The organism is Frankia sp. CoWAU3 (assembly GCF_977971855.1).
This window is the reverse complement of record NZ_CDWWXB010000001.1, coordinates 53,876-54,934: the sequence shown is the minus strand read 5'-3', so window position 1 is coordinate 54,934 and position 1,059 is coordinate 53,876. Positions and strand designations below refer to the sequence as shown.

Sequence of the window (1,059 nt, the reverse complement as noted above, 5' to 3'; positions counted from 1 at the left end):
ACCCTGTCTCCAGCTTTTCCGTCGCGTCAGCGGTAGTTGACGAACTGGAGGGGAACTTCGAAGTCCTCGGTTTTGAGTATCTGGATCACGCGCTGCAGGTCATCGCGCTTCTTCCCGGTCACCCGTAGCTGATCACCCTGAATCTGGGCCTGTACCCCCTTCGGGCCATCCGTCCGGATCTTCTTGGCGATGGCCTTGGCCTTGTCCTCCGCGATGCCCTGCTGAACGGTGACGGGCAACCGGAACTCCCTGCCCGACGGCTTGGGCTCGTCGAAGGTCAGGGCCTTGAGGGAAATGCCGCGTTTGACGAACTTCTCCTGAAGTACGTCGAGCACTGCCTTGACCCGCTCGTCCGTGTTCGCTACAAGCAGAATCGACTCGCCGGACAGCGTCGCGGATGCGCCGGTGTCACGGAAGTCGAAGCGGGTCCGGATTTCCTTGACCGTCTGGTTGACGGCGTTGTCTATCTCCTGGGCGTCAACTTTGCTGACGATGTCGAAGGATGGATCTGCCACGTGTGCGGACCTCCTGGTCGGTTCGATGTGGGTGAGGATCGTGTGGAGTCGAGTGCTGTGCGTGATCGTGGTGCGCGGCCTTCGTCTCGTGAGCCGCTACTCACCGTTGTAATCGATCGTCGGCGGCCGCGGCGGGGCGGTGCGGTGCGGCATCACGATGCTCCGTCGGGACCGGTATGCTCCTCTACGAAGGCAGGTTGCCCGAGCGGCCAAAGGGAGCGGTCTGTAAAACCGTCGGCTCAGCCTACGATGGTTCGAATCCATCACCTGCCACCATCCCGGAGTTCCCGGGGATCATGCTTCTACACAGGCTCGGATTCACAGGCCCGGAGCATCGCTCCGGGCCTGTGAATGTGCGGCCGCGGATGGTCCTCGTCGCCGGGCGGTCAGGTGTCCGCGGCTGCGGCCTCCAGGTCCGCCCGGGTCAGGACGGGGTGCAACGTCAGACCGAGCTCGGCGAGTCTCTCCCGGCCGCCCTCCTGCCGGTCGATCACACAGAGCACGTGTTCCACGACCGCTCCGGCATCCCGCAGTACCCGGGTCG

Annotated in this window: 1 protein-coding gene and 1 tRNA gene; one reads left to right on the top strand and one right to left on the bottom strand. The window is 63.8% G+C overall.

Going from position 1 to position 1,059, the window contains the following annotated elements:
• Positions 1–26: 26 nt before the first annotated feature.
• Complete coding sequence (locus AC08ON_RS00325) at positions 27–515, bottom strand: YajQ family cyclic di-GMP-binding protein (protein WP_476605926.1); 489 nt, start codon at positions 513–515, stop codon at positions 27–29.
• Positions 516–706: 191 nt separating this feature from the next.
• On the opposite strand from AC08ON_RS00325, the gene AC08ON_RS00320 reads away from it, so the two are divergent.
• Positions 707–791, top strand: a tRNA-Tyr gene (locus AC08ON_RS00320).
• The last annotated feature ends 268 nt before the right edge of the window (positions 792–1,059 follow it).